Origin of the sequence: Limibacillus sp. MBR-115, from assembly GCF_040549425.1 — a bacterium.
Classification (GTDB): Bacteria; Pseudomonadota; Alphaproteobacteria; order Kiloniellales; family CECT-8803; genus Limibacillus; species Limibacillus halophilus.
In genome coordinates this window covers 101019-124960 of the sequence record NZ_JBEPTJ010000005.1, presented here as the reverse complement: position 1 = coordinate 124960, position 23942 = coordinate 101019, and the positions used below count along the sequence as shown (strand labels likewise).

At 56.1% G+C, this 23942-nt stretch carries 22 protein-coding genes; 19 read left to right on the top strand and 3 right to left on the bottom strand.

The window, feature by feature from the left end; genetic code table 11:
• Positions 1–165: 165 nt before the first annotated feature.
• The 6 genes from ABIE63_RS11840 to fghA all read left to right on the top strand — a co-directional run bounded on the left by ABIE63_RS11840 (position 166) and on the right by fghA (position 6635).
• Positions 166–2229 carry a hypothetical protein gene (locus tag ABIE63_RS11840; protein ID WP_354504683.1) on the top strand — a complete coding sequence of 688 codons (2064 nt, stop codon included), beginning with the start codon at positions 166–168 and terminating at the stop codon, positions 2227–2229.
• A gap of 45 nt (positions 2230–2274) precedes the next feature.
• On the top strand, positions 2275–2841 hold the full coding sequence (locus tag ABIE63_RS11835) for a hypothetical protein (protein ID WP_354504682.1): 567 nt from the start codon (positions 2275–2277) through the stop codon (positions 2839–2841).
• A gap of 246 nt (positions 2842–3087) precedes the next feature.
• Entirely contained in the window at positions 3088–3654 is a 567-nt protein-coding gene (locus ABIE63_RS11830) for a hypothetical protein (protein WP_354504681.1), read from the top strand.
• A gap of 172 nt (positions 3655–3826) precedes the next feature.
• Positions 3827–4468, top strand: coding sequence for a hypothetical protein (locus tag ABIE63_RS11825; RefSeq protein ID WP_354504680.1), 642 nt, complete (start codon positions 3827–3829; stop codon positions 4466–4468).
• 187 nt (positions 4469–4655) lie between these two features.
• On the top strand, positions 4656–5765 hold the full coding sequence (locus ABIE63_RS11820; protein WP_183416290.1) for an S-(hydroxymethyl)glutathione dehydrogenase/class III alcohol dehydrogenase: 1110 nt from the start codon (positions 4656–4658) through the stop codon (positions 5763–5765).
• 24 nt (positions 5766–5789) lie between these two features.
• Positions 5790–6635 (top strand): S-formylglutathione hydrolase, encoded by an 846-nt coding sequence (gene fghA, locus ABIE63_RS11815; protein ID WP_281369931.1) that lies wholly within the window; start codon positions 5790–5792, stop codon positions 6633–6635.
• A 79-nt stretch (positions 6636–6714) separates the two neighbouring features.
• Here the strand turns inward: fghA and ABIE63_RS11810 are convergent, their stop codons facing one another.
• Positions 6715–7161, bottom strand: coding sequence for a polymer-forming cytoskeletal protein (locus tag ABIE63_RS11810; protein WP_183416289.1), 447 nt, complete (start codon positions 7159–7161; stop codon positions 6715–6717).
• 449 nt (positions 7162–7610) lie between these two features.
• On the opposite strand from ABIE63_RS11810, the gene ABIE63_RS11805 reads away from it, so the two are divergent.
• Genes ABIE63_RS11805 through ABIE63_RS11785 form a run of 5 tightly spaced genes read left to right on the top strand, consistent with a single transcriptional unit; the run spans position 7611 to position 13297 of the window.
• Complete coding sequence (locus ABIE63_RS11805; protein WP_354504679.1) at positions 7611–10472, top strand: molybdopterin oxidoreductase family protein; 2862 nt, start codon at positions 7611–7613, stop codon at positions 10470–10472.
• Positions 10469–11206, top strand: a complete 738-nt coding sequence (locus ABIE63_RS11800) for a 4Fe-4S dicluster domain-containing protein (RefSeq protein WP_354504678.1) — start codon at positions 10469–10471, stop codon at positions 11204–11206. Before ABIE63_RS11805 ends, ABIE63_RS11800 begins: the two co-directional genes overlap by 4 nt.
• A 9-nt stretch (positions 11207–11215) precedes the next feature.
• Positions 11216–12154, top strand: a complete 939-nt coding sequence (locus ABIE63_RS11795; protein ID WP_183416287.1) for a DmsC/YnfH family molybdoenzyme membrane anchor subunit — start codon at positions 11216–11218, stop codon at positions 12152–12154.
• 17 nt (positions 12155–12171) lie between these two features.
• On the top strand, positions 12172–12966 hold the full coding sequence (rsmI, locus tag ABIE63_RS11790) for a 16S rRNA (cytidine(1402)-2'-O)-methyltransferase (protein WP_183416286.1): 795 nt from the start codon (positions 12172–12174) through the stop codon (positions 12964–12966).
• Complete coding sequence (locus ABIE63_RS11785; RefSeq protein WP_183416285.1) at positions 12959–13297, top strand: DUF1491 family protein; 339 nt, start codon at positions 12959–12961, stop codon at positions 13295–13297. The genes rsmI and ABIE63_RS11785 overlap by 8 nt, the downstream gene beginning before the upstream one ends.
• A gap of 2 nt (positions 13298–13299) precedes the next feature.
• On the opposite strand, the gene ABIE63_RS11780 is transcribed toward ABIE63_RS11785, so the two are convergent.
• Positions 13300–14283: a LysR family transcriptional regulator gene (locus tag ABIE63_RS11780; protein WP_322091234.1), complete on the bottom strand. Its 984-nt coding sequence runs from the start codon at positions 14281–14283 to the stop codon at positions 13300–13302.
• A 141-nt stretch (positions 14284–14424) separates the two neighbouring features.
• On the opposite strand from ABIE63_RS11780, the gene ABIE63_RS11775 reads away from it, so the two are divergent.
• The 7 genes from ABIE63_RS11775 to ABIE63_RS11745 all read left to right on the top strand — a co-directional run bounded on the left by ABIE63_RS11775 (position 14425) and on the right by ABIE63_RS11745 (position 21920).
• Positions 14425–15294 (top strand): ABC transporter permease, encoded by an 870-nt coding sequence (locus ABIE63_RS11775; RefSeq protein WP_183416284.1) that lies wholly within the window; start codon positions 14425–14427, stop codon positions 15292–15294.
• Positions 15295–15303: 9 nt separating this feature from the next.
• On the top strand, positions 15304–16098 hold the full coding sequence (locus tag ABIE63_RS11770) for an ABC transporter permease (protein ID WP_183416283.1): 795 nt from the start codon (positions 15304–15306) through the stop codon (positions 16096–16098).
• Positions 16099–16125: 27 nt separating this feature from the next.
• Positions 16126–17280 (top strand): extracellular solute-binding protein, encoded by a 1155-nt coding sequence (locus tag ABIE63_RS11765; RefSeq protein ID WP_354504677.1) that lies wholly within the window; start codon positions 16126–16128, stop codon positions 17278–17280.
• Positions 17281–17361: 81 nt separating this feature from the next.
• The gene (locus tag ABIE63_RS11760) at positions 17362–18453 is read left to right on the top strand and encodes an ABC transporter ATP-binding protein (protein WP_354504676.1); all 1092 of its coding nucleotides are present in this window, start codon (positions 17362–17364) and stop codon (positions 18451–18453) included.
• A 31-nt stretch (positions 18454–18484) separates the two neighbouring features.
• Positions 18485–19867 (top strand): aspartate aminotransferase family protein, encoded by a 1383-nt coding sequence (locus ABIE63_RS11755; RefSeq protein ID WP_354504675.1) that lies wholly within the window; start codon positions 18485–18487, stop codon positions 19865–19867.
• Between the two features lie 28 nt (positions 19868–19895).
• A complete protein-coding gene (locus tag ABIE63_RS11750) occupies positions 19896–20828 on the top strand; it encodes a 3-keto-5-aminohexanoate cleavage protein (RefSeq protein WP_354504674.1) in 933 nt (310 codons plus the stop codon).
• Between the two features lie 39 nt (positions 20829–20867).
• Positions 20868–21920 carry a histone deacetylase family protein gene (locus ABIE63_RS11745; protein WP_354504672.1) on the top strand — a complete coding sequence of 351 codons (1053 nt, stop codon included), beginning with the start codon at positions 20868–20870 and terminating at the stop codon, positions 21918–21920.
• Here ABIE63_RS11745 and ABIE63_RS11740 read toward each other — a convergent pair.
• The gene (locus ABIE63_RS11740; protein ID WP_354504671.1) at positions 21917–23041 is read right to left on the bottom strand and encodes a zinc-dependent alcohol dehydrogenase family protein; all 1125 of its coding nucleotides are present in this window, start codon (positions 23039–23041) and stop codon (positions 21917–21919) included. The genes ABIE63_RS11745 and ABIE63_RS11740 overlap by 4 nt on opposite strands.
• Positions 23042–23214: 173 nt before the next feature.
• On the opposite strand from ABIE63_RS11740, the gene ABIE63_RS11735 reads away from it, so the two are divergent.
• Entirely contained in the window at positions 23215–23916 is a 702-nt protein-coding gene (locus ABIE63_RS11735; protein ID WP_354504669.1) for a glutathione S-transferase family protein, read from the top strand.
• Positions 23917–23942: the final 26 nt, after the last annotated feature.

Here is a 23942-nt window from a genome sequence, read left to right as displayed (position 1 = left end):
CCTTCGGCCAAGCGCGACGAGCCTAAGCCTGCGCGAATGCACCCTGCAAGCCGGAATAGCGAAAAACGTTGACAATTTTTCTAGTTTTATTACCATTATATTTGATAATCACTCTTTTTCGCCTATATTTTTTGCTTATCCCCTATTTTTCTTAAAGGTTCAGCGATGAAATTTGCAAAAAATACCGAGGAGCTAGCCGAGGAAATGGCCAAACGCCGACCCGACGGACGGCCCGTTCTCAGCCCGACGGTCATGGCCATGGTCGACCGCAATTCTAAAAACCCCTTCGATCCCGTCAGCCCGGGCGGCATGGCGTTCGAGTTCACCCGCACCATGACGCAAAAGGCCAAAAGCCCGACCCCGGATGAGGTTGGCCTGCGCTTCCGTGAAGAGATGGCCGAGGACGGCTTTGAGATTACAGACAAAGGCTTGGTTTTCGATCCGGCCAAGGTCAAGGACGATCCCGAGGGCCCACGCGTTTCTGCGCCGGTCAACTTGCGGGACGGGCAGCCTCTGCGCGCTCCCGGCACGGCGGCATCCAACACAACCACCTCTGGCAATGGCGCGCTGCCAAACGGCGCCAAGCCAGGGTCAGGACCGGCTGCAAGCTCGGCAAAACCTGCGGGCACCACCAGCACGAACGAGACGGCGTCTGACGATGCGCCGCCGCGCGGCGGCCCTGGCAACACAGCGGCTGCAAAACCCGCAGCCCAAAGCGCTTCTAACAACGGCGGCACAAAGGAAAACGCCTCCGGTAAGGAGACTTCCATCCAAATTAACCCAGAGAGGAATGCGCAGAAAAGCCAGCCGGGCTCTGGCGGCCAGCCGGGCTCCGGCAGTGAGCGGGATGATGTCGCCAGCCAGGCCTTCCCGAGAAAACCGGGGGCAGAGGATGCTGGACGAAATCCGCATGACCCCAACGATAGAGAGCCTCAACCAAGCAGCGACCGCAAGGCACAGGACGGACCTGACAGTCCAGCGTCCGCACAAGCAAAGCCAGAGGCGCAAGTAGACCAGCCGCAAAGCGGAGGAACGCCGCGCCCGGACGATGGGTTCCGGAATCCCTTCCCGGAATCGCAGAGCCTGCAGACACCTTTAGCCCGCTTGCCCCAGAGCAGCGTCGTCACCCTGGGCGATCAAAAGGCAAGGGAAACAGCGCCCTCCAATCAAAACGACGGCCAAAACGTCACCCGTCAAACTACGGACAAAGGCCCCTCGAATCGAGAAAGCGGTGGGCAGGGGAAAAGCGAAACACCAGCAACCACCGCTCCCAAGACGCCGCCGCCGATTGCAACTGCACTCTTATCAACCGATCAGCAAAGCAAACGGCCAAAACCACCAAACACCGCACAACCATCTGCTCTGAACAAACGATTTTTGGGCAATAGTGGTAAATTCGTCCAACAATTGCAGCAGGACATCGAAGAGGCAATCAGCGAAGCGCCCCCGCAAGGACGCAGGCAGAAACGCGAACGCCAAGAAAAGATTGCGGGTTTGATTGCCGAAGTCCTGGTCGACACTTCTGTTTTCATTGCTTCACGCGGTCGGGTTCCCGATGCCGTTGGCACGACAGAAGAACTGCTCAAAAGCGCTGGCGATCTTGCCGTTGTACTGCGCCGGGAACTTGGCGATAAGGAGGCCGCGAAGCTTCTAGAACGCTTCCTGGATCCCGACGCCGACGGCGTGATGGAGATAGACTTCTCGCAATCTCTGGAACAAAACCCTGAAACACAAGGTTTTCTCTTTGACCATCAAAGAGCGATTGAAGCGCAAATTATTGGCATCGACCCCACAACGCTGGAAACCTTGCCCGAGCCATCGCCCCTGCAGCAAACAATGTTGCGGCTGGAGGATGGAGGGACAACTACCGCAGACCTCCAAGGACGGGGCGGCCAGCGTACTGCACTTGCCAACACGCCCGCGTCTCAGCACCAGGCTCTACAAAGCGACAGCAAAATATCTTTTGAAAGACGGGGTAACAAAGTTTTCGCTACAGGAAAAATCAAGCATCGCTTGGATTACAACTTCAGCTCGAACAGCGATGATCTGATGACCGATCTTTACCGCGTGACCCTACGTGAACTGGGCTTGGGTGCGGATTTTGAAGTACGCTCGCGCGCTGAGCAGGATATGACCCTTGAGTTTGAGATAATAACCGACAAGAATGGCAAGCAAGGGTTGCGGCAGGTAACGAACCCTGAGTGGTCGGCGCTGCGACCGTCGCCATAGGAGAATACCCCTTTGCGGGGCTTGAAGGTAAAGGGGCAAGGATGGATGGCGGAGGATTCCGGTAAACGCGGAGCGGCAAAGAAGAAGCGCCGCTCCGCGTCAGCAGTCTGGGTCAGGCGGGTGGCCTTGACGCTATCGATCCCGGTCCTGCTGCTGACCGCCCTCCTCTTACTACCTATTGTCCCCTTTACGCCCTATTGCGACGATATACGCTATAACCGCGAAACTGGAGATTACAGCTACCAACGCCCTGTCGATTGGGAGTTAAGCGAGGATTTTCTATCCGCGCTAGGCGAGTACCTAGTGGATCAGGACTATTACTATATAAGATTAGGGAACAGATTCTTTGTTCCCTTCTCGCTATATATTCAATTAAATGACCCACCTCTAATAAAATTTCATTTGGAAGATTTCTATATAGAACCCATTACATATTTTCTTAACCGGAATGATGAAATAACTTCGAATGTTATTTTCTTTCTTTTGAAAAAGAAACTCGATGATTCCGTTTATCCACAAGATATGACTCCTTTTGGAGGGCCAGAAAAAAAAATCTATTACACAGAATGCAAGTTCATGCCGCTTGTCACCAAGCCGGGCGTATTCGACTAGCAAGAGCTGTAATCCCGGGAAACGAACGCTGGTTAGCCTGACCGCAGGCCCCTCGCCCGATCCGGGCTTTGATGGGGACCTTGGGGCGCGCTGAGCAGGATATGACCCTTGAGTTTGAGATAATAACCGACAAGAATGGCAAGCAAGGGTTGCGGCAGGTAACGAACCCTGAGTGGTCGGCGCTGCGACCGTCGCCATAGGAGAACACCCCTCAGCGAAGCTTGAGGACGAAGGGGGCAAGGGTGGATGACAGAGGAGTTCGATCAAAGCGGAGCGGCAAAGAGAAGGCGCCGCTCCGCATCGGCGGTCTGGGCCAAGCGCGTGGCCTTGGCGCTGCTGATCCCGGTCCTGTTGCTGACCGCCTTCCTCTTCCTACCCCTCGTCCCCTTTACACCTTATTGTAGTGATATACGTTACATCCGAGAAACTGGAGACTACAGCTACGAACGCCCTGTCGATTGGGAGTTAAGCGAGGATTTTCTATCCGCGCTAGGTGAGTACCTAGTGGATCAGAACTATTACTATATCAGATTAGGGAACAGATTCTTTGTTCCCTTCTCGCTATATATTCAACTAAATGACCCCCCCCTAATAAAATTTCATTTGGAAAATTTCTATATAGAACCCATTACATATTTTCTTAACCGGAATGATGAAATAACTTCGAATGTTATTTTCTTTCTTTTGAAAAAGAAACTCGATGATTCTGTATATCCACTGGACATGACCCCTTTTGGAGGTCCAGCCAGTAGTATCCACTACGGTCGCTGCAAGTTCATGCCGCTTGTCACCAAGCCGGGCGTATTCGATTAGCAAGAGCTGTAATCCTGGGTAACGAACGCTGGTTAGCCTGACCGCAGGCCCCTCGCCCGATCCGGGCTTGGATGGGGACCTTGGCGCGCGCTGAGCAGGATATGACCCTTGAGTTTGAGATAATAACCGACAAGAATGGCAAGCAAGGGTTGCGTCAGGTAACGAACCCTGAGTGGTCGGCGCTGCGACCGTCGCCATAAAGCAATACCCCTTTGTGGGGCTTGAAGGTGAAGGGGGGCAAGGGTGGATGGCGGAGGAGTTCGGTCAAAGCGGAGCGGCAAAGAAGAAGCACCGCTCCGCATCGGCGGTCTGGGCCAAGCGCGTGGCCTTGGCGCTGCTGATCCCGGTCCTGTTGCTGACCGCCCTCCTCTTACTACCTATTGTCCCCTTTACGCCCTATTGCGACGATATACGCTATAACCGCGAAACTGGAGATTACAGCTACCAACGCCCTGTCGATTGGGAGTTAAGCGAGGATTTTCTATCCGCGCTAGGCGAGTACCTAGTGGATCAGGACTATTACTATATAAGATTAGGGAACAGATTCTTTGTTCCCTTCTCGCTATATATTCAATTAAATGACCCACCTCTAATAAAATTTCATTTGGAAGATTTCTATATAGAACCCATTACATATTTTCTTAACCGGAATGATGAAATAACTTCGAATGTTATTTTCTTTCTTTTGAAAAAGAAACTCGATGATTCCGTTTATCCACAAGATATGACTCCTTTTGGAGGGCCAGAAAAAAAAATCTATTACACAGAATGCAAGTTCATGCCGCTTGTCACCAAACCGGGCGTATTCGATTAGCAAGAGCTGTAATCCTGGACAAAGCCGCCATCGCCAAGAGCCGGAAACAACAGCCCCACGTGACAAGAGGACAATTATTGTCGCCGCAAGCCTTGTCATACGCCACCACCTTCTGCAAGTCTGTCGCCAAACATAATCCGGTCGGTCAGGAGCCGTCCCCCAAAGTGCTTTAGGAAGGAAGTTGAAGATGGATGTACGCGCCGCTGTTGCCCTGGAGGCTGGCAAACCGCTGGAAGTCATGACCGTGCAACTGGAAGGCCCACGGGCTGGTGAAGTCCTGGTGGAAATCAAGGCAACCGGCATCTGCCATACTGACGCTTTCACCCTGTCCGGCGCCGATCCGGAAGGGCTGTTTCCAGCGATCCTCGGACATGAAGGTGCAGGCGTCGTGGTTGAGGTGGGTGCAGGCGTCTCCTCGCTTAAGCCAGGCGATCACGTCATTCCTCTCTATACCCCGGAATGTCGGCAATGCGAGTACTGCCTCAATCCGAAAACGAACCTCTGCCAGGCCATCCGCGAAACACAGGGCAAGGGTCTGATGCCCGACGGCAGCAGTCGCTTCTCGATCGACGGCAAGCCGATCCTCCACTACATGGGAACCTCTACCTTCGCCAACTACACGGTCTTGCCGGAAATCGCCCTGGCCAAGATTCGACCCGACGCTCCTTTCGATAAGGTTTGCTACATCGGTTGCGGCGTCACCACTGGTGTCGGCGCCGTCGTCAACACCGCGAAAGTTGAACCCGGGTCAAACGTCGTTGTCTTCGGCCTTGGCGGTATCGGACTGAACGTTCTTCAGGGTGCACGCATGGTGGGTGCAAACAAGATCATCGGCGTCGATCTAAACAACGAGCGCAAAGCGCTGGGTGAAAAGTTCGGCATGACTCATTTCGTCAATCCCAAGGAGGTCGAGGGTGACCTTGTCCCCTACCTCGTGTCGCTGACCGGTGGTGGGGCGGATTACTCCTTCGAGTGCATCGGAAACGTGAACACGATGCGTCAGGCTCTGGAATGCTGCCATAAAGGCTGGGGCGTTTCCGTCATCATCGGTGTCGCCGGCGCTGGCCAGGAAATTTCGACACGCCCCTTCCAACTGGTTACCGGTCGATCCTGGCGCGGTACGGCATTCGGCGGCGCGCGCGGCCGTACGGACGTGCCGAAGATCGTGGATTGGTACATGGACGGCAAGATCGCCATCGATGAGATGATCACCCACATCATGCCGCTGGAGGATATCAACAAGGGCTTCGATTTGATGCACGCCGGAAAATCAATTCGGAGCGTTGTTCTTTATTAATGTATTACTGGAATTAAATCCGTTATGGTATTGAAACAAATATCGGAAGCGAAATGCTTTGGAGGCGCGCAAAGCATCTTCGAACATCACTCCGAGCGCTGTAACGGCGCGATGCGCTTCTCGCTTTTCCAACCGCCCCAGGCCGTCAGAGGTGAAAGGCGTCCGTTGGTCACGTTCCTGTCGGGTCTGACGTGTACGGAGGAAAACTTTACCGTGAAAGCCGGCGCGCAACGAGTAGCGGCCGAATTGGGCTTGAATATCCTGGCGCCGGATACGTCTCCGCGCAATCAAGGCATCCCCGGTGAAGACGAAAGCTACGATTTTGGCTCAGGTGCGGGATTTTATCTTGATGCCACCCAGGCACCCTGGTCGGGTGCATATCGGATGTACAGCTACATATCGGTAGAGCTCCCGCAGGTCCTCGCGAAGAACTTTGAATCCATCGACCTCTCCCGCCAGGGAATCATGGGACATTCCATGGGTGGTCACGGCGCGCTTACGATTGGATTGAGAAACCCGGAAACTTACCTATCGATTTCTGCGTTTTCTCCGATCGTCGCTCCCAGTCAGGTGCCATGGGGGCAAAAAGCCTTCACGGGCTACCTCGGCGAAGACCGGCAAAGCTGGGCCGACTACGATGCTACTGCGCTTGTCCTTAGCGGGCATAGAAGTGGCGGTATCCTGATCGACCAAGGCGATGCCGACCAATTCCTGGCGGAGCAATTGCGACCGGAACTCTTTGCCAGTGCTTGCCAAACCGCAGGCCAGGAACTCGAGCTACGGATGCAAGCGGGCTACGACCACAGCTACTATTTCATCGCTACATTCATCGAAGACCATCTGCGCCACCACGCTACAGCGCTACTGTAATTCCGGATGGAATCTAAAAGCGGCCCCGAATCGGGGCCGCTTGCGGATGCTGGAGGTATTGTCAGTGCCGATTTGAATGTCAGTCGGCCGCCGTTTTAGCTTCCATTTTGGGCGCCTCAGCCTCGGGCTTTGAATCCTTTGACGGCGTATCTAACAGACCGATGTCGCCCGCAATCACGCCGCCTTTTTCAATTTGCAACTCACCATAGCGAATCTCGCCGCGCACTTCCCCGCCGGCCGTCACTTTCAACAATCCTTTGACCGTGAGTTTGCCATTGACCCGGCCAGCAACGCTCGCTTCGTCGAGTTCAACCTGCCCTTTGAACAGTCCACCTTGTGCGACTTCCATCACGCGGCCCGTCATTGATGCTTCGACTTCTCCCTGCACAACCAATGTATCACAAGCCCCAATTTCACCCTTAACTCGAATCGCCGGTCCGACGATCAAACGACCCGTTCCCTCCGGCTGGCTTGCAGAAGTCGATGAAACTGTTGAGCGTGATGTGGGCTGGATCGATTGCGGCAAGGTCGCTTCCTCTTTTGGTTTGGGACTGGGCGCGGGCGCCCGGGCGCTGGTTTGCGGAGCCTGTGGATTATCAGCCTTTGGGTCGTGCAACAAGGGAGCGCGCGCCGGACCTTGCCGATCGCGCAGGAATTTCAAAGGATCCTGTGCCATAATGCCTCCTGCATCTGAGTGTATTTCCCGAACCATGCAGCCTCAAGCTTACTCTAGACTTCCCGGGGGCTGGAAAGAGGCAATTTTAAGGCGGCCGTGAGAAATACTGCTATCTATACAATCAGGTATTTCTTCGTGTCGCGGCAATACCTGACTGATAAAACAATCCGTTAGCATCGGAACATTCCGTCACATCCTGGAAATCCTTTCCACTTTGTAGGTGAGAATCTCTACCCGCAAGGGTTAGGATAGCGTTCTGTCCATCACGTCACGCTAAATCTCAATCCAGGAGCCCTTCAGTGCCGGACGACCGACCTATCGACCTTTCTCCCAAGGTGTCCGACGAAATTCGCACAACCACTTGCTATATGTGCGCTTGTCGTTGCGGTATCCGCGTCCACCTCAAAGATGGCGGTATTCGTTACATCGAAGGCAACCCCGATCATCCGATAAACAAGGGGGTCTTATGTGCCAAGGGCTCCGCCGGGATCATGCACCAGGAAAGCCCGGCCAAGCTGCGCAAACCCTTAAAGCGCGTGGGTCCACGCGGCTCTGGGGAGTTCGAGGAGATCGAGTGGGACGAGGCACTGGGGATCGCAACCGGTTGGTTGTCCGCGATCCGCAATGAAGACCCCCGTAAGCTTGCCTTTTTCACCGGACGCGATCAGAGCCAGAGCCTGACGGCCTGGTGGGCTTCGCAATTCGGTACGCCAAATTTTGCGGCTCACGGTGGCTTCTGCTCGGTCAACATGGCAGCAGGTGGTCTCTATTCCATCGGCGGCAGCTTTTGGGAGTTTGGCGAACCGGACTGGGAGCACAGTCGGTTTTTCATGATGTTTGGCGTGGCTGAAGATCACGACTCCAATCCTATCAAGATCGGCCTAAGCAAGTTGCGTGCAAACGGTGCGAAGTTCGTCTCGGTGAATCCCGTGCGGACAGGATATTCCGCCATCGCTGACGAATGGTTGCCAATTACGCCGGGAAGTGATGGCCTCTTTGCCCTCTCCCTGGTTCATGAACTCCTGAGCGCAGGAAAAATCGACAAAGAATTCCTCAAATCCTACACGAACGCTCCTTGGTTGGTCATCGATGCTCCCGGCAGTAGTTCCCACGGCTTGTTCGCTCGCGACGCCGACGGAAAGCCCCTGGTATGGGATCAGAAACAGGCGGCCGCGTTACCATGGGACAGTGACGGAGTCGTGCCCGATTTAAGGGAAACCGTGACGTTACCTGATGGCCGGCAGGCAAAGCCTGTATTCTATCTCTTGGCTGAGAAGTATCTGACCGCGGAGTACGCCCCGGAAGCTGTGGCCGAGCGAACCGGCTTGCCTGCCGATACGATCCGTCGTATTGCCGCGGAGATCGCCGAAGCCGCGTTCAGCCAAACCGTGGTGATCGAGCAGCCCTGGACCGATTGGCGTGGCGTCCGTCATGAACGCATGGTCGGCAGACCCGTGGCCCTGCATGCCATGCGTGGTATTTCGGCCCATTCGAACGGTTTTCATACCTGCCGCGCCTTGCATCTATTGCAAATGCTGCTGGGAGCCATCGATAGCCCCGGCAGCTTCCGTTACAAGCCTCCGTTCCCGCAGTCCGCGCCACCGCCGGTCAAACCAACTGGCAAACCAGGCCAGGTGAACCCGCGACAGCCCTTGCCCGGTCCGCCGCTTGGCTTCGTGCAGGGCCCCGAAGATCTGCTCGTGGGACCGGACGGAAAGCCGCAGCGCATCGATAAGGCGTTCTCATGGGAGAATCCTCTGTCTGCCCACGGGTTGATGCATATGGTCATCACCAACGCGTGGAAGGGTGATCCCTACCCGGTTGATACCTTGTTCCTCTACATGGCCAACATGGCCTGGAACTCAGCCATGAACACCGGCGGCACCGTCTCGATGTTGACCGACAAGGATCCCGAAACCGGCGAATATCGCATTCCACACGTGATCTACTCCGACGCCTTCTATTCTGAAACGGTGCCCTACGCTGACCTTGTGCTGCCGGATACGACCTATCTGGAACGATGGGACTGCATTTCCTTGCTGGACCGCCCGATCGGCAGTGCCGAGGCCGCAGCCGACGCAATTCGCCAGCCTGTTTTGACGCCCGACCGTGATGTCCGCCCCTTCCAGGATGTGCTGATCCATCTCGGCTATCGACTTGGCTTGCCCGGGATGACAAACGAAGACGGCTCGGAAAAATTTCCGGAGGGGTACAAACAGTACATTACCCAGCATCAACGCAAACCAGGTATCGGTCCGCTTGCGGGATGGCGCGGCGAGAACGGTGATGCACAGGGTGTCGGCGCGCCCAACCCTAACCAACTCGATCGCTACATAGAGAACGGATGCTTCTGGCGGCACGATATCCCCGAGGAAGGGCATTACTTTAAATTCGCCAACCAGGCTTACCTCGATTGGGCGAAGTCCATGGGTTTCATGACGGAAGCCGCGCCTGTGGTCCTGCAGCTCTACGTCGAGCCCTTGCAAAAGTTCCGGCTTGCAGCAGACGGTCATGGCGATGTTCTGCCCCCCGAACGCGAGCGTGAACGTCTGCGCCGTTACTTCGATCCGCTACCCTTCTGGTACCCCCCGCTGGAGGATGAAACCCGGACAGCCGATGACTTTCCACTCCATGCCGTGAGTCAACGGCCGATGGCGATGTATCATTCCTGGGGATCGCAGAATGCCTGGTTGCGCCAGATTCATGGCCACAACGTGCTCTTCGTCCCGGAATCCTTAGCCCAGGAGCTTGAGCTGAAGGCAGATGATTGGGTTTGGGTTGAAAGCCGGCACGGAAAGATCAAAGCCCCAACAAAGATAATGCAAGGCGTGAACGCCAAGACGGTTTGGACCTGGAACGCCATTGGAAAGCGTGCTGGTGCCTGGAACCTCGACAAGGATGCGCCGGAAAGCACCCGCGGCTTTCTGCTGAATCACCTGATCGATGAACTACTCCCCGAACAGGGCAGCGGCTATCGCTACGCCGCGTCCGACCCGGTTACAGGACAGGCCGCTTGGTATGACTTACGAGTACGTATAAAAAAAGCTGAAAAACCAGGGTTCGAGGAAACCGCACTCAAGCGCAAAGCCTTCAAGCGACCTCCCGGGATGCCCAGAGCCCCCGAAACGGTGGCATATGGCAAAAAGGGAGGAAAGCGATGACCAGTCTCCCGACAAATCCCGGGCCGAAGAAACTTGGCCTAGTCATCGACTTGGACATCTGCGTCGGATGCCACGCTTGCGTGGTCAATTGCAAGGAATGGAACACAGGTGGCTATCCGGGACCGCTCACCGACGTTTCGGCCTATGGTACCGATCCTGCTGGCGCTTGGCTGAACCGCGTACACAGCTTCGAAGCAGGCGAAGGCTGCGACGGGCGCACCGTGCATTTCCCAAAATCTTGTCTGCACTGCGAAGAACCCGCCTGTGTGACGGTTTGTCCGACTGGCGCTTCCTACAAACGGTCGGAAGATGGAATTGTCTTGGTCGAAGAAGACAAGTGCATAGGGTGCGGCCTTTGCGCCTGGGCTTGCCCATACGGCGCCAGAGAGATGGACCCGGGCGAACAGGTGATGCGCAAATGTACGCTTTGCATTGACCGAATTTACAACGAGAACATCGCAGAAGAAGAGCGCCAACCGGCTTGCGTACGCACCTGCCCCGCCAGCGCCCGGCATTTCGGCGATCTCGGCGATCCCGAATCAGAGGTTTCTCGAATGGTCGCTGACAGAGACGGGTACGATCTGATGCCGGAAATGGGCTACAAACCAACCAACAAGTACCTGCCACCGCGCGAACGCAAACGGCCGAACACATCCACGCCCACGGCACAGCCCCTGGAGCCCATCGCAAGCGGCGGTTTACTCGGTTGGCTAGACCGCGTTCTGAGCGATTGAGGGACAAGCATGCATCCTGCACCTTCCATAATAGTCTTTACTGTTTTTTCCGGCAGCGGTTACGGATTGCTGTTCCTGATAGGCGTTCTTGGCGCAGCGGGCATGCTGCCGGCCGATAGCGCTTTTGGATTAATATCCATGATCATAAGCCTTGGCATGATCACCACGGGCCTTCTGTCATCGACGCTGCATCTTGGGCACCCGGAGCGCGCTTGGCGTGCGCTTAGCCAATGGCGAAGCTCTTGGCTTTCACGCGAAGGGGTGGCATCGCTGGTGACCTTCGCTCCTGCGTTGGCGTTGGCAATCGGGTGGGTGTTCTTCAACGAGGTGTGGACCTTGGCCGCGGTATTGTCAGCACTTGGCGCAGCTGTGACCGTTGGCTGCACCGCCATGATCTACGCGTCCCTGAAGCCTATTGCGCAATGGCACAGCGCCTGGACTCTACCGGCCTTTGTCGGCATGGCGTTAGCCGGCGGCGCGTTGCTTTTCTCCCTCATCACGGTTTTCTATGCGCCGCAAGGTAACTGGCCTATGGGACTCTCGGCGCTATTGCTATCCGTGGGCTGGACCATCAAAGCGGGCTATTGGGCGATTGCCTCCAACCGGCGCAGTCAGGCAACACCCGAGAGCGCCACTGGGTTAGGGCAGTTTGGGAAGGTGCGCCTGTTAGAGGCGCCTCACTCCGAAGAGAATTATCTGCTCAAGGAAATGGCTTTCGCGATCGGCCGCAAGCACGCCATGAAACTGAGGCGTCTGGCGATTGCCTGTGGCTTCGTCGCACCTCTGGTCCTGTTGTTGGCCGCCGATCTACTCGTTGTGCTCCCGGCCGCGCCAATCGTGATCGTTGCCGTGTTAATGGGACTTGTTGGCATCTTGATGGAGCGCTGGCTATTCTTTGCCGAAGCCAAGCATACCGTGACGCTCTATTACGGAGCACCAAACGCCTGAGGGAGCACGAGAGGGAAATGGACACTCCAGTCCCCAAGCTTGTTCTCATCGCCACGCCAATCGGCAATCTTGAGGATGTCTCGCTCCGCAGCTTGGCGCAGCTTAACGAGTTGCCAGCCCTTGCCTGCGAGGATACCCGACACACTGCGCGATTGTTGGACCGTCATGGAATCACAAAGCGCAAACGTCTGCTCGCTTGCCACGAACACAACGAGGCAAAAGCGGCAATGCAGATTGTGCGATTGCTGCAATCCGGCGTCTCGGTAGGTCTTTGCAGCGATGCGGGTACGCCCGGCCTTTCGGACCCGGGCTACCGTGTGGTGGAAACTGTTTTGGCCGCGGGATTTGAAGTGACCGCCCTGCCCGGCCCTAACGCCGCCGTCATGGCTCTGACAATATCGGGCCTACCGACCTCATCTTTTGTCTTCAAGGGTTTTGCGCCGAAGAAAGCAGGCCAGCGGCAGCGTTTCATCGAGGAAGAAGCATTGGGATTCCATACGCTCGTCTTTTACGAATCCCCACACCGCATTGCGGGATTTCTCGCCGATGCTCTCCATGTGCTCGGGGACAGACGTGCTGCGGTTTGTCTTGAGCTCACCAAGCTCTATGAGCGCGTACGCCGCGGCAAGCTTTCAGACCTTGTTCAAGCCTTTGACGCTGAGGAGACCAAAGGCGAAGCCGTCATCGTTATCGAAGGGCTCGATCGCAAGGAAGAGAAGCTACAGGCGCGTGCCGAACGCAAGGCGGCCAAGCGTGCGCGCTATGGCCTGCCCCCGGAACCGTCGGTGACCGATGAGGTTGCCGATGACTGAGGAACGCTTGCCGACGCACTTGTGGGTCGGCGCGAAAATTCGCTACTGCGATCAGCAGGCGATTTCGGCAATGGTGCGCCACAAGGGAGAGCGACAGAGCGGTGCTGTTATCCTGAAGCTCGATCTATTGGATGGTCGTTGCAAGGTTCTCACTCAAGCTCGCGATCTCGATGGCAATTTGGGGTGGATGGCTGCGTTTCGCGACGGCATCGTCAGCAATGCCGAAGGCGAGGAGTACCTGGCACGCAGCATCAAACGCGATCCGGATGTCTGGATTGTCGAAATCGAGCACCGAGACGGCTGGCACCCCTTTGAGGGTAAGGAAATCTAGGTTCAGCCGTTCGCGCGTTCAGGTACGTAGGTTCGCTCTTCCAGCGGTGTCGCCGCAACAGCATCCTGCAAAGCCTCGATGAAGTGACGCTCGGCGCGATTCAGGTGGGCGCGCGGATTGTAAACCATATAGATGTCGATTACCGGCGGATCCTCGTAGGGAGGCAAACGCCAGAGCAATCCCGCCTCTTGGTCCCGCGTCATGACATGCAGCGGCAAGGGTCCAATCCCAAGCCCGCCAATGATCATGCGGCGCACCTCTTCCAAGTTTGAGGACGTTCCGATGATGGGACCCTGCAAGTCATGACGCTCGCGCAGCAAAGCTACGGGGCGCAGGGCATCGGAAAGCTGGTCGGTCTTGAAGGAAACGTTCGGTTCGCCTCGCAAATCTGTTAACTGCAGATCGCTTCTGCCGAAAAAGCGATGTCGGGGGCCGCAGAAGAATCCAAAGAACTCACGGTATAAATGGAGATAAGGAAGGCGCGGATCCTTGTCGTGTACCAAACAAATGCCAAGGCTTGCCCGCTTCTGCAAAACAGATTCGACAACCACCGCACTGGTATCGATTTCAAGCGCGTAGGTTACTTTCGGGTGCTCTTGGTGGAATCTCGACAAGACCTCATCAAAAGTCGGACAGACCACATGGCTGGCTAGGGAAATCGTTATGTGCCCTGATATCTCGTCATGTACGTCGCGCAACAGAACCGCAAGGCGCGACACACTGCCATAAATTTCCACGCACTCCCGATAAAGCAGATCACCCGCTGGCGTTACCCGGAAAATGCTGGGCCCGCGTTCGATCAGTTGTCGAGCGAGCTGAGTTTCGAGACGCTTGAGGGCGCTACTGACGGACGGTTGCTTCAATAGCAGGCGTTCCGCCGCTCGGGTGATGCTTCCTTCCTGAACGATAACCATAAAGGTTCGTAGCAAATTCCAGTCCAACTGGCGGCTGAGGCGTTCCTTGCGTCGTTCTTCAATCTGGTTCACCCGACACCCCTATTATAGTTTCTATCTATGTCTAATATTCTGCTTATCTATTTGCTTTATATTATGAAGCCGGACGTAATCAAGGGACTTGGCAAGCGTCCGGGAGGATTCTTGTCGTTGTGAAACTGACGGGATGACGCCATGGCCTCGGATCGCAGGCCCAACTTGAACCCTATAATCTTGCTAACCCCGGCGATGGTATCCGTGGCCTTCTTGCTGGTGGTTCCGGTGGCGTTCGTCGTCGTTTACTCCTTTTGGCTAAGAACCTCCGTGGGTGGCGAGCAGCCAGGTTTTTACCTGGATAACTGGGTGGAGGTTCTGACGGACAGCTTTTACCGCGACATCCTTTTCAGCACTTTGCGCATTGCCGGGATTACGACGATCCTGTGCGCGTTGCTTGGATATCCGGCAGCTTTTTTCGTTGCTAACACGCGATTTCGTAACAAGGCGCTTTTGCTGCTGTTGCTAATGCTCCCCTTCTGGATCAGCTACATCATCCGCACGATGTCTTGGATCAACATCCTGGGTGTCAGCGGCGCGTTCAACTACCTGCTTGAGGCTCTTTCTTTAACCGATGAACCGCTGCAAATGCTCTACAACGAGGTCACGGTAATCCTCGGGTTACTTCATTTCCTGCTGCCGTTCATGATCCTCAACATATACGTCAGCCTGGATGGTATGGACCGCGATCTGGTCCCGGCGGCCCGCAGCCTAGGAACAACGCCCTGGCAGGCATTTTTGGAAGTTACCTTACCGCTGTCCATGCCTGGATTGGCGGCCGGCGGCCTGCTTTGTTTCGTGCTGGGGTCCGGCACCTATATCACACCGCTGGTACTCGGCGGTCCGACCGATGCCATGTTCGCCAACCTGATTTACGAGGCCATCATAACGCAGTTGAACTGGCCTCTTGGATCGGCGCTGTCCATCGTGCTGCTTTTGATTCTGGGATCGGTGGTGCTGCTCTACAACCGCTATCTTGGCCTAAACCAGTTGTACAAGAGCTTCTCATGAGGACCGGCGATGCAAAATAAAGGCTGGATAGCGCTCAAATCGTACACCGTGCTGGTATACCTCTTCATGTTCGCTCCGGTGACGGTCGTCGTGCTGCTGTCCTTCAACAGCAGCCAGTTCGGCGGCTTTCCGATCGAAGGATTGAGTCTACGTTGGTTCGAGGCGCTCTGGAACAATGCGGCGATCGTTCGCGCGTTTCAGACATCGTTACTTCTGGGCAGCTTGACGGCTTTGATTTCAACCGCCATGGGCATTCTCGCATCGTTGGCGCTGGTGCGTTACGACTTCCCCGGGAAGTCCTTTCTCAACACTCTGCTGATTGCACCTGTTCTGGTACCGGAAGTCGTGCTGGCCGTGGCACTGCTGCTGTTCTTGCGCTGGCTGTCGCTGCCCAAGAACTTCCTGATGCTGTTGATGGGACATGTCATCTTCACCCTGCCCTTCGTCATTCTTGTCGTGCAGGCCCGCCTGGTGGCCATCAAACGCGTCTATGAGGAAGCCGCCCTGAGCCTGGGCGCCAATAAAGTACAGGCTTTTATGCAAGTAACCCTCCCCTTACTGATGCCGGCAGTGGCCGCGGGGATGCTATTCGCCTTTACCGTTTCCTTCGACGACATCACCGGCACGTTGTTCTGGAAACCCGCGGGTGTGGAAACGGTCCCGACCCAGATTTTCTCGATGCTGAGAAATTCAATCAGCCCCGAAATCAACGCCCTGGGAACTGTCATGATCCTTGTGACCGTGGCTCTTCCTTTGCTTGGCGCCGGTTTGGCGCGGCGCCTTTCACGAACACCATCAAACTAAAAGCCCATGAACAGGAGGATAACCACCATGGACAACACGAAACGCTATCAACGGCTTCTAGAACGTTATCGCAGCGGCGACCTCAGCCGGCGCGAGCTCATGTCGCTCATTGGTGCTGCCGGATTGGCTTACGGCCTGACCGGCGGTCCGATGGGTGCACTTGGCAAGCGGGCGCTAGCGGCCAAACCTGATTCCGTGCGCTTCGACGGTTGGGGCGGTGTCGTATCCGAGGCATTCCGAAAGTACGCATTCGATCCCTACCAAAAAGCCACGGGCATCGAAGTCATCGATGGCACCTTTTCCAGCGGTGACGAGTATCTGAGCCGCGTCAAAGCGGGACAGCCCGGTGAGTTCAATCTCTTCCACGCCTCGGGTGTGTTCGATTACGCGCGCTACGCCGGTCTTGGATACGATGTGGTTTTGAACGAGGCCAACATTCCGAATCTCGAACTCGTCATGACTGCCCTGAAGGAGCCTTTCAGAAAGGTCACCAACGGCAATCTCTCTTGCGCGCCCTACGATTACGGCACCACCGGTCTAGCCTACAATACGAAGTACATCTCCAAGGAGGAGATGGAAGAAAAAGGCGCCAAGATCCTCATTGATGCGAAGTACAAAGGTAAAATCGGCGGTTGGGGCGACTGGCGGACGCGTGTCTGGTACGGCGCACTGGCAACCGATCAAAATCCAAATGACATCAAGGACATGGACGCCGTTTGGGACGCCATCCGGGCACATCGGGACAATGCATTGAAGTACTGGGGTTCCGGGGCAGAACTGATGAGCCTTTTGGCTGAAGAAGAGATCTACGTGACCGAAGGCTGGTCCGGTCGAATTGCCGCCCTACAACAACAGGGCCATCCGATCGCCTACCATGACCCGAAGAATGGTTTCGGTTGGCAGGAGTGTCTGATGGTTCTGAAGGGCAGCCCCTTGGAGGCCTGCGAAGAACTTTTGAACTTCATGCTGGAGCCTGAAGTAGCCATTGCAGTTGCCGAGGGCCAGAGCTACCCGCCGTCGCTCGACCCGACGAAAGTTGATCTGGGCGACAAGATTCCTTTGCTTCCGGCCTACGACGCGACCGGAACGCTAAGTCAGCTTACCTTTGCCGATCCTGCTTACTGGAACGGTAACGAGGCTGAGTGGTCGAAGACCTTCGGCCGCGTTCAAAAGGGATACTAGGGAAGCTAAAGGAGGGGGCCGCGATCGTGGTCCCCTTCCACCCGCTACGACACGCCCCTTTTTATGAGGATTGACAGCACCGTGACCGCATCTCAGCACGCAGTCGAAATTAAGGCCCTGGTGAAACGCTACGGCGAGTTCGTCGCGACCCGTGATATCGACCTCACGGTTGAAGATGGCGCGTTCGTCACCTTGCTTGGCCCCTCGGGCTGCGGGAAGACGACGACCTTGAAGGTTATCGCCGGTCTGGAGCAGGCCAGCGAGGGTGAAATCACGATCAAAGGCAAACGGGTCAACGATGTACCAATCCATAAGAGGAATCTCGGCCTCGTTTTCCAGAACTACGCCCTTTTCCCTCACAAGTCCGTCCAAGATAACGTGGCGTTTGGGCTTAAATACCGAAGTGTCAGCAAAGCAGAAGCAGCGGAGCGAGTAAAAAAGGCACTTGATCTTGTGCGCCTGCCGCATGTCGGTGATCGCTATCCGGCGCAGCTTTCCGGCGGGCAGCAGCAACGCATTGCATTAGCACGCGCCATCGTCATTCAGCCCGACGTCTTGCTGCTCGACGAACCGCTATCGGCTCTGGATGCCAATCTGCGCGAGGAGATGCGTGTCGAACTCAAGCGTATTCAGCGGGAACTCGGCGTAGCCACCGTTTTCGTCACACACGACCAGTCGGAAGCGCTCGCCATGTCGGATAAGGTCGTGGTCATGAACCAAGGCCGCATCGAGCAGATCGGTTCCCCCGAGGATGTTTACAACGCCCCCTGCAACGAATTTGTCGCCACCTTCCTTGGAAACTCGAACATTTTAGATGCCGAGGTCTCGGAGAAGAACGGCCACGAACTATTGCTTGTTGTGGACGGCGGCATGAAACTCACAGCGTTGGACCGCAACGCGTGCTTTGCCTCCGGTGATCGGCTTCGTCTCGTACTCCGTGCCGAGAGACTGAAACTTACCGCTCAAACCGGCGAATTCGACAAGGCATCTAGTCTGGACGCAACCGTCAAGGCCGTCGATTACCAAGGATTGGCGGCACGGTACTTCCTGCAGGCTGGACCTCACACGCTACAGGCAATAAACCCTATCGAAGGACGTCCCTTCGCCGAAGGCGCAGCGGTTAAGCTGACCGTCAGACCCGACGATTGCGTCCTGTTACCGACCACGGCTTGAAACAGATTCTAGTTTTGGAGTTGCACCAAGAATGAGTAGCACACCAAGCGGCCCCGACACTCGCAAGCCGTCCCACCTCTTCTATCAGAGCCGTCTGCGACGCCCGCTCGTTGCCCGCGCCGAGGGAATCTACCTGTGGGATCAGAGTGGAAAGCGATACATTGACGGCACCTCCGGCCCCATGTGCGTCAACATCGGATACGGCAACCCGCGTGTGAACGAGGCAATAAAGCGGCAGTTGGATCAGACCAGCTTCGCCTATCGGCTTCATTTCGAGAACGAAGCGGCCGAAGAATTGGCGCGTGAGTTAACCGCACAAATGCCAGGCGATCTTGATCGCGCTTTTTTTGTGTCAGGCGGCTCCGAGGCGGTGGAATCCTGCATCAAGTTCGCCCGGCAGTACGCCTTGGCAACCGGCCAGGACCAGCGACGGAAAGTTATCTCCCGGTTCCCCTCCTATCACGGCGGAACACTGGGAGCCTTGGCGGTCACAGGCTACGAGCCTTTGACGGCTCCTTTTGCGCCGATGATGGAATCCATGCCAAAAATCCCGGCGCCGACGACTTACCTGGATCGTGACAATCTGAGCCCAGAGCAACGCGGCCTGAAGTATGCCGATCTTCTGGCCGATGCCATAGAGCGCGAAGGCCCGGAAAGCGTTCTGGCATTCCTGATGGAGCCCGTTGGCGGCGCTTCAACAGGTGCCCTCGTCGCTCCGGATAGCTACTACGGCCGCGTTGCCGAGATCTGTAAGCAGTACGGTGTTCTTCTGATCTATGACGAAGTGATGAGCGGTGCCGGCCGCACCGGTCGATATTTGGCAGCCGACCATTGGGGCATCACACCAGATATCGTCGCACTGTCGAAAGGTCTTGGAGCAGGTTATGCGCCGTTGGGCGCGATGATCGCACGCACACCCCATGTCGAGGCCGTTCTCGACGCTGGCGGTTTCATGCACGGCTACACCTATGCAGGCAATCCCTTGGCTTGTGCTGCCGGTCGTGCCGTCCTGCATGAACTGCTGGACCATAACTTGATGGAGAACGCGACGCTGCGGGGTGAACAGATACAGGCCGGGCTCCGGCGTCTGGCTGAGCGATTCCCTTTCATCGGCGATGTACGCGGCAAAGGGCTCTTGGTGGCCTTCGAGCTTGTTTCGGACCGCGCGACAATGGCAGTTCTACCCAAGCAGTTGAACGCCTATCAGCGTTGCGTCGATCTGGCCCACGAGAAGGGACTTATCATCTATTCCCGGCGCACCCGGGGTGGGATAGAAGGCGACCATCTGCTTGTATGCCCTCCCTTGATCGTAACTGCAGCGGAAGTCGAAGAAATTTTGAGCATTATCGCCGACACATTGGCAACCTTTGCCCAGGAGTCCGGATTGCCGGACCTCGGTGTGCAAGCCGCTTGAACCAATACCAAGGGAGCCATCGCAACTCATGGCACAAAGCAAAGTCATAATCTCCTGCGCCGTTACCGGCTCGATCCATACACCGAGCATGAGCGAATATCTGCCGCTGACGCCGGATGAAATTGCAACTCAGGCAATCGAAGCGGCCGAGGCTGGCGCGGCGATCTTGCATCTGCATGCGCGCGAACCCGCAGACGGTAAGCCGACGGCCGATCCGAACGTTTTTATGCAGTTCTTGCCCCGAATCAAACAGGCGACCGACGCAGTTGTAAATATTTCCACGGGCGGTGGTCAGCATATGACCGTCGCCGAACGCTTGATGGCAGCAGAAAAGACGGCGCCGGAAATGGCCTCCTTGAACATGGGATCAATGAACTTTGGCCTCTTTCCTGCACTCGAACGCTTTACCGACTTCAAGTATCCCTGGGAGCGGGATTTCTTGCAAAACTCGGAAGATTTTGTTTTTAAGAATACTTTCAAAGATATCGCATATATTCTTAATACTTTAGGTAAGAAGAATGGAACGCGGTTTGAGTTTGAATGCTATGATGTTGGGCATCTCTACAGCCTGCGTCACTTCGCAGATCGCGGTCTGATCGAGCCTCCCTTCTTCATTCAATTTGTTCTGGGCGTTCTGGGCGGTATCGGGCCGGATCCGGAAAACCTGGTCCACATGAAGCGGATGGCCGACAAGCTCTTCGGCGATGCTTATGTTTTCTCGGTACTGGGCGCCGGACGGCATCAGATGCCACTGGTGACACAAGCCGCGGTTCTCGGCGGAAACGTCCGGGTTGGATTGGAGGATTCCCTCTACCTAGGTAGGGGTGTCCTGGCAAAGAGCAACGCAGAACAGGTTGCGCGTGTCCGAACCATACTGGAGAGCCTGTCCTTGGAGGTTGCCTCGCCAGATGAGGCTCGCGCTATCCTGAAACTTAAAGGTGGTGACACGGTCCGCTTCTAACCCGTTGTTATTCCCTGATACTCACAAGGCTGCTCCACCATGAAAATCGTCTATAGCGACGGCCATAGAATCCATTATCCAAAAAACTTCCTGGTGAGCGGGAGCCAGCAGCAGAATCCCGAAGTTCCAGAGCGCGCCGATGCCTTGATTTCATCGGTAAAGGACGCAGGCCATATCATTGTAACCCCAAGATCTTTTGGTGCAGCACCGCGAGGCGCGGTGCATTCGCCTGAATACCTTGAGTTTCTTGAAAACATCTACACCCGCTGGCAACGGATTCCCGATGCATCGCCGGAAGTAATACCAAACATCCATCCACAAGCCCGAGGTGCCAGTCTTGGCGTCGCTGGGTATCCCGCTTCCGCCGTTGGCCAGGCTGGCTACCACATGGCAGATACGGCCTGCCCCATCGGGGAAGGCACCTGGGAAGCGGCGTGCTTGTCCGCCGACATCGCGACACAGGCAGCGCAGTTGATCCTGGATGGTGCGTCGGAAGCCTACGCACTTTGCCGTCCACCGGGACATCATGCCTTCGCCGACATGGCCGGAGGCTTTTGCTACCTGAACAACTCCGCCATAGCCGCCCAATATCTCCGTGAACGCCTTGGGACTGTCGCCGTCCTGGATGTCGATCTGCATCACGGTAACGGCACGCAAGCCATCTTCTATGACCGAGATGACGTTCTGACGATCTCGTTGCACGCTGATCCGGTCCGTTTTTATCCCTTCTTTTGGGGCTTTGCCGATGAGCGCGGTACCGGTCGCGGTCTGGGTTATAACTTTAACCTTCCACTCCCAAGGGGAACAACGGGCGATAACTTCCTGAAATCATTACAAAAAACTACACAAAGAATCAGTGCTTTTGGCCCCAGCGCACTGGTCGTAGCATTGGGCCTCGACGCCCACGAAGCCGACCCGCTTGCAGGCCTTGCTCTGACAACCGACGATTTTGGCAAAGTCGCACGAGCCATCGCGGCGCTCGGATTGCCCACTGTTTTAGTGCAGGAAGGCGGCTATTTGACCGCGGCCCTTGGCGATAACCTCAAGACCTTCCTCGAAGGCTTCGCAGCAGGCCGCGACCGCGCATCCTAGGGAATCAGAAGCTGCCGCACCGTTGCGCCTTCGGCAAGCCTATCGAATGCACCGTTCAATTCGTTGAATCCGACCTTCTCGCTCATCAGACGGTCGATCGGCAGGCGCCCCTTGCGGAACAACCCGATGTAGCGAGGAATATCCCTGACCGGAACACAAGACCCTATATAGCTACCCTTTAGCGTCCGTTCCTCTCCAACCAGAGAAACCTGCTGGAGTTGCATCATTTTTGAAGGATGCGCCAAACCGGCGGTCACCGTTGTACCGCCGCGTCGGGTGATCTTATAAGCGAGTTCCAACGCCGGAACGGACCCTGCCATTTCCAGCGCGAAGTCCACGCCTCCCCCGGTCGCGTCCTTGACGGCCTCGACTATGTCCTCCTGATTTGCCAGAAAGGCGTCTGTGGCGCCAAGCTGCCGGGCAAGATCGAGCTTGGAGGCAACGAGATCTAGTGCCACTACCTGATCGGCGCCAACCAAGACCGACCCAAGCAGCGCATTGAATCCGACGCCACCCAGACCGATCACGGCCACCTTGCTTCCCGGCGTCACACCTGCCGTATTGAGCGCCGCGCCGACTCCTGTCAGGACCGCACAGCCAAACAACGCCGCCTGCTCCAATGGCAAATCCGGGTCGACCTTTACCAGTGAGCGCCGCGACATCACGGCGTACTCGGCAAAAGCGGAGACACCCATATGATGGTTGACCGGCTCGCCATTCAGCTTCAGGCGTCGCTGCCCCGAAAGCAGCACCCCTTCTCCGTTCACCTTTGCGGCAGGTTCGCAAAGCGCCGGACGCCCTTCGGCGCAAGGCAGACAATGACCGCAGGAAGGCACGAAGACCATCACGACGTGATCGCCTTTCCTGAGATCGTCCACACCTTTACCGACGTCGGCGACAATGCCGGCTGCTTCATGTCCAAGAGCCATGGGAGTCGGTCGGGGACGAGCGCCATCCATCACCGAAAGGTCGGAATGACAAAGTCCCGCGGCCTTGATCTGGACCAGAACCTCGCCTTCACCGGGTCCATCCAAATCAAGCTCCTCGATTACCAGGGGACGTGATTGGCTGTAGGGGCGCGCTAACCCCATCTGGTGAAGGACGGCGGCTTTGATCTTCATCTGTCGGATCTCCGGAGTGAATTGGTCTGAAGGACTCGCAGTCCCAGATTACCCTCTCTATGACGCAAATCTCAAAGACAAACCCTGTTCGCGCTATCGGCTCGTCATGTCCCTGCACATTGGATATCCTTGAACTGAGATTTAGCCGACGAGACAGGAAAGATTTAAAGAAGATGCCGCTAACACTTTACGAATTGGCCGGTGCTGACCCGGACCTCCGCTTTAGTCCCTATTGCTGGCGCATTCGCATGGCCCTGGTGCATAAGGGCCTGGAGTTTGAGACCGTACCCTGGCTTTTTACCGAGAAACACCGCCTGGAGCCGTCAGGACAGGGCCGCGTTCCAGTGCTTGTCGACGGGGATACCTGGATTCATGATTCCTGGACTATCGCCCGCTACTTGGAGGAAACCTATCCCGATTCCCCCAACTTGTTCGGATGCGATATCAGCCGGGGCATAACCCACTTCTTCAAGTTTTGGTCCGAAACCGTTTTGTACCCCGCAGTGGCGCGATTGATCGTTTCCGATATCCACGACTGTCTGGATGAAAGGGATAAGGGGTATTTCAGGCAATCCAGAGAGCAAAGATATGGGAAACGACTGGAAGAAGTCACCGCTGACCGCGACGCCAGGCTACCCGCTTTCCATGACCTTCTGACCCCGCTTCGCAAGACGTTGCATGAACAAAGCTTTCTCTGTGGCGAATCGCCCGGTTTTGGCGATTACATCGTATTTAGCGCTTTTCAGTGGGCGCGCTGTTGCTCGACGTTCGAACTGCTGACTCCCGAGGATGAAGTTGCTGAATGGCGTGAAAGGATCTCGGGCCTTTTCGGCGGCATGGCGGGCAAGGCGACCCGCGTCGCGACATCCAACTGAGCATTGTGTATCCCGGTTTGCCAGGC